Origin of the sequence: uncultured Lactobacillus sp., from assembly GCF_945290125.1 — a bacterium.
Classification (GTDB): Bacteria; Bacillota; Bacilli; order Lactobacillales; family Lactobacillaceae; genus Lactobacillus; species Lactobacillus rizhaonensis.
The window spans coordinates 1-4,416 of sequence record NZ_CALYQV010000096.1; the positions used below are offsets into that span (position 1 = coordinate 1).

6 protein-coding genes and 1 pseudogene are annotated in these 4,416 nt (G+C 33.1%); all 7 read right to left on the minus strand.

Annotated features, from left to right (window positions below):
* Positions 1–566 (minus strand): annotated as a pseudogene (locus tag Q0K80_RS09885) (ABC transporter substrate-binding protein); the annotation flags it as partial.
* A gap of 163 nt (positions 567–729) precedes the next feature.
* A complete protein-coding gene (locus Q0K80_RS09890; RefSeq protein WP_294605893.1) occupies positions 730–2,502 on the minus strand; it encodes an oligopeptide ABC transporter substrate-binding protein in 1,773 nt (590 codons plus the stop codon).
* Positions 2,503–2,710: 208 nt separating this feature from the next.
* The gene (locus Q0K80_RS09895; RefSeq protein ID WP_294605895.1) at positions 2,711–2,845 is read right to left on the minus strand and encodes a hypothetical protein; all 135 of its coding nucleotides are present in this window, start codon (positions 2,843–2,845) and stop codon (positions 2,711–2,713) included.
* 112 nt (positions 2,846–2,957) lie between these two features.
* Positions 2,958–3,137: a hypothetical protein gene (locus Q0K80_RS09900; RefSeq protein WP_294605897.1), complete on the minus strand. Its 180-nt coding sequence runs from the start codon at positions 3,135–3,137 to the stop codon at positions 2,958–2,960.
* A 67-nt stretch (positions 3,138–3,204) separates the two neighbouring features.
* Entirely contained in the window at positions 3,205–3,459 is a 255-nt protein-coding gene (locus Q0K80_RS09905; protein WP_294605899.1) for an ABC transporter substrate-binding protein, read from the minus strand.
* Positions 3,460–3,614: 155 nt separating this feature from the next.
* Positions 3,615–3,926 carry a hypothetical protein gene (locus Q0K80_RS09910; protein WP_294605901.1) on the minus strand — a complete coding sequence of 104 codons (312 nt, stop codon included), beginning with the start codon at positions 3,924–3,926 and terminating at the stop codon, positions 3,615–3,617.
* A 42-nt stretch (positions 3,927–3,968) separates the two neighbouring features.
* Entirely contained in the window at positions 3,969–4,340 is a 372-nt protein-coding gene (locus tag Q0K80_RS09915) for a hypothetical protein (RefSeq protein WP_294605902.1), read from the minus strand.
* Between the last annotated feature and the right edge of the window lie 76 nt (positions 4,341–4,416).

Genomic DNA, 4,416 nt, shown 5'->3' on the forward strand with positions numbered 1-4,416 from the left:
TATTACTACACGACCATTTTCGCCATCTGGCATTTCAATTCCAGAAATGGTTTTGCCATACCTTCATGATACTGCTCTATATCATTAATAATATTGAATTGGGAAGCATAGCGTTGAGACTTAATTGCTTTATTTGCAATAATTTCATATGCAAATTCAACGTTTTTGGCAGTTACCTGCTTGTCATCAGACCATTTAACACCCTTTTTAATTGTAATTGTGACCGTCTTAGTTTCTTTACGATCGAGCCTCAAAGTTGCGGCACCCTTATCATTAATTTTGTAGTGATCATCGGTATCAAATAACGATTCTCGACCCAGACTAGATACTTCAGTATCTGGAACACCCATTTGTAGTTCTTCGTTAAAAACACCTGAAAACTGGGTATTGGTTTCTTCAGCTACTTTGAGCGTTCCTCCCTGTTTGACAGTTTTATTTGCAGTCTCAACGGGAAATTTTCTAGCAGTCTTAGCACCTTCATTACTAGTATTGCCACTTTTACCACAAGCTAAAAGGCCGCACCCCGATTGAATATCGGAATACGGCCTTAGCGAATATGAAATAATGTTAACGTCCAATTCTAGGGGTTAACTTCAACAAGTTAATAATTAAATAATATCATTTAAATTCAAAGATGCAACGACTTAATTAGTTTAAAATTATGAACTGGATGCTTTTTACATCTGAGAATGATATTTTCATTTGATATATTGCCGGAAATATCTACTTTTACTTTATATATCCAACTTTGTACCATAGCTGATGCCCATTATTAGTTTCAGCTGGCCTTAACGAAAAACCAGTAATTTTATCATTAACAGCATTAATTTTATAAGCATTGTATAATGGTATTACATAAGCATCATCGTACATGTACTGCTGCCACTCATGAAATTTCTTGACACGGTATTGATGATTAAATGCTTTAGAAGAGTCAATTTCTTTAATTAATTTGTTATTTTTTGCAGTAACAAATCTTGTATAGTTAGCAGGACCTCCTTCACTATATAACCCATTTGGCGAAGGTTCAGTTGACAGTCCCCAAGCCCCTATAAACATATCAACAGATGGATTATCATTTCGAACCTTATCATAGAATGAATTTTTTTCTATTAAACGGCCATTTACTAAACCAACATTTAATCCAATTTTATGCCACTGCTGAAGATAATTTTGAATAACTGGTTCCTGAGTTGCATCTCCCGACATTGCCATCAAATTGATTTTCAACGGCGAACCATTAGGTTGTACTCGCCATTTTCCTTTCTTCTTATATCCAGCTTTGTTAAGAAGTTTATTTGCTTTATTTAAATCAAACTTAAATCCAGGGACTTTTTTATTATAAAAGTCACCAAATTGCGCCGGTATTAAGGTAGGAATTTGAAAACTTAAACCATTGGTATAATGCTTATTAACATCTTCAACATTCATTGCATAGCCAATTGCTCGCCTAAGTGCTTTGTTATTCATTTTGTTCTTAGGATTCATTACGTTTTTGCCTTTTTTGGCATCCCATTTGCCCACCTTAAAACCCAAATAACTATAATACAAAGGTATTTGAGCAATAAATTTAACATCTTTAGTATCTTTAACTTGTTTCCACTGTGCATTGATTACTTGAGCAATATCAAATCGATGAGTTTTTATTGCCTGTGAAGCAGAATTTGGTGATACTACTTGATAAATAATTCGATCTAATTTAGGCTTGCCGCGCCAATAATATTTATTTGGTACCCAAGTGGCAGACTGGCCACGTACCAATTTATCCAGTTTATATGCTCCATAATATAATGGCTTTTTTCTAACTTTATCAGACGACTCTAACTTGCTAAACGGTAAATCCTTTAAATAATGATAAGGTGAAGCTGATTCCCAATAATAATCATTGCCACTAAAAGCCATTCCAGGTGTCATTGAGATAAAGTGTAAAACCATTGTGCGCCCATTTTCACCATCAGGTAGCTCTATTCCAGAAATCGTTTTTGCTTTTCCTTCGTGGTATTCTTTCATCCCCTTTAAAACTTCCATCTTAGTAGAATATCTTTGTGCTTTCGTATTCTTATTAGCTAATATTTCATAGGGATATTCCATGTCTTTAGCAGTTACTTGCTTGCCATCTGACCATCTAACTCCTTTTTTTATAGTAATCGTAACTGTCTTATTTTTTTGGTCTAGCTTCATTGTTGCCGGGCCTTTATCATTTATTTTGTAATTGTTATCTGTATCAAATAAGGATTCTTCACCAGGTGAAGCAATTTCCGCATCTGTCGCAGTCACTGATAATTCATCTGTAAAAATTCCAGTAAAAGGTGTATCAGTTTCAAGAGCAACTTTAACTGTCCCACCTTGTTTAGCCTGCTTTTTTGGCATTGCACTCGAAAAGCGACTTGCTGTTTTGGCATTATTAGTATTATTATTTCTATTCCCTTTACCGCAACCTGCCAAGGATAATGCAGCAAGGCTCATGATTCCGATTGAACCAACTGTTTTTGGTTTTTTCATAAAACTTTCTCCTTATAAAATCTTGCTTAATATACTAATTATTAATGATATATTAATTATTTTGGAAAGTCAATTAAGATTTTATAATAATATTTTAATTTTATTTTTTTAAAGAGAGCAATTTTAATTTTCAAGTTCATTATAGGCATAAAACAAAACAGATAGAAGTATTGCTATATTCCTATCTGCTTTCTACTTAAACACTATTTTATTTTGCATACGCTACTTTAAACCAAATGTCGTTAGAATCCGACGGCCTAACTGAGTACCCTGTTAGTTTACTATTAACAGCTGTAATCTTATATTCATTAGTGGTTGGGATAACAAATGCTTGATCAAACATATACTTTTGCCACTTATGAAAGTGTTCCACACGATATTGATGGTTAAATGATTTTGGTGAGTCAACCGCTTTAAGAAATTTTGTGTTTTCGGATGTTACAAGTCTAGCAAAGTTAAACGGGTGCACCTTCGCTATATAAATATGCAGGTGAAGGTTGACTTGAAACTCCAGCTACCCGTGAACATGTCAATTCCTGGAGCATTATGAGCACTTTGTCGGCATATGAATTAAGTTCAATTAATCGCCCAGTATATAAACTAATGTTCAATCCAATTTTATGCCATTGTCGCAAATAATTCTGGTAAATTGCTTTCTGAGTCTCATTACCTTGCTGAACTAAAAACTTGATTTCAAGTGGTTTACCGTTTGGTTGAACACGCCATTTTTATTTCTTTATTATAAACTGCTCTATCTAAAATCTCATCAGCCTTCTTTAGATTGTATGTAAAACCTTTAATATTTTTATCAAAGTAATCGCCATATTGGGACAAGATTAAAGTTGGGATTTGAAAAGTCAAACCACTATTATATTTTTTATTGAAATCTTCAATATTCATTGCATAGCCAATTGCTTGTCTTAAAGCCTTGTTATTCATTTTACTTTTTGGATCCATTACAATTTTACTAAGTTTAGAATCCCATTTACCAACTCTAAATCCTATTCAACTATATGAAAATGGAATATTAGCAATAAATATTATATCTCTCACATCTTTTACCTGTTTCCATTGATCGTTAATTAAGCCTACAATATCAAACTTGTGGCTTTTTATTGCTTACGAAGCAGAACTAGTCGACACAACTTGGCAAATGATCTTATCCAATTTTGGCATACTACGCCAATAATGCTTGTTAGGAACCCAAGAAACTGATTAACCACGAACAAGTTTATCAAGCTTATAGGGACAAAAAAATAACGGATTTTTCTAATTTTATTTGATGATTCTAACTTCTTAAACGGGATATCTTTTAAGTAATGGTACGGCTCTTCCGCAAAGTAGCCATTGCCACTGTTGTACATTCCAGGCTTTAGTTCAGTATAATGAATAGTAAATCTGTGACCATTTTCACCATCTGGCATTTTTAAACCCGAGATGACTTTTGATTTGTCTTCATGATAAGCTTACATACCTTTAATGAACCCTAATTGACTTGTATACCGTTGCAATTTAGTTTCCTTATTAGCCAAAATCTCATATGCAAATTCTAAATCTTTAGCCGCTACTTTTTTACCATCTGACCATTTGACAATTTTTTTGACTTCGATAGTTACAGCCTTATACTTGTACTTTTTATTAAGTTTTAAAATGGCAAGTTCTTTGTTGTTAATACGATAATCATCATCAATATCAAATAATTTTTCATTATTTGGTGAAGCAAGATCAATATCAGATTTAGAAAAAGCTAGTTCACTAGCAAAAATGCCTGTAAAATGTGAGTTACTTTCAATAGCATATTTAACAATTCCTGACTGCTTTGTTTCTTTTTCAGGCAATGCTGTAAGAAATTGATATGAACCCTAAAATTAGGACACTTTATTAGCTGCTAACTGAGGACTAACTTTCGATATT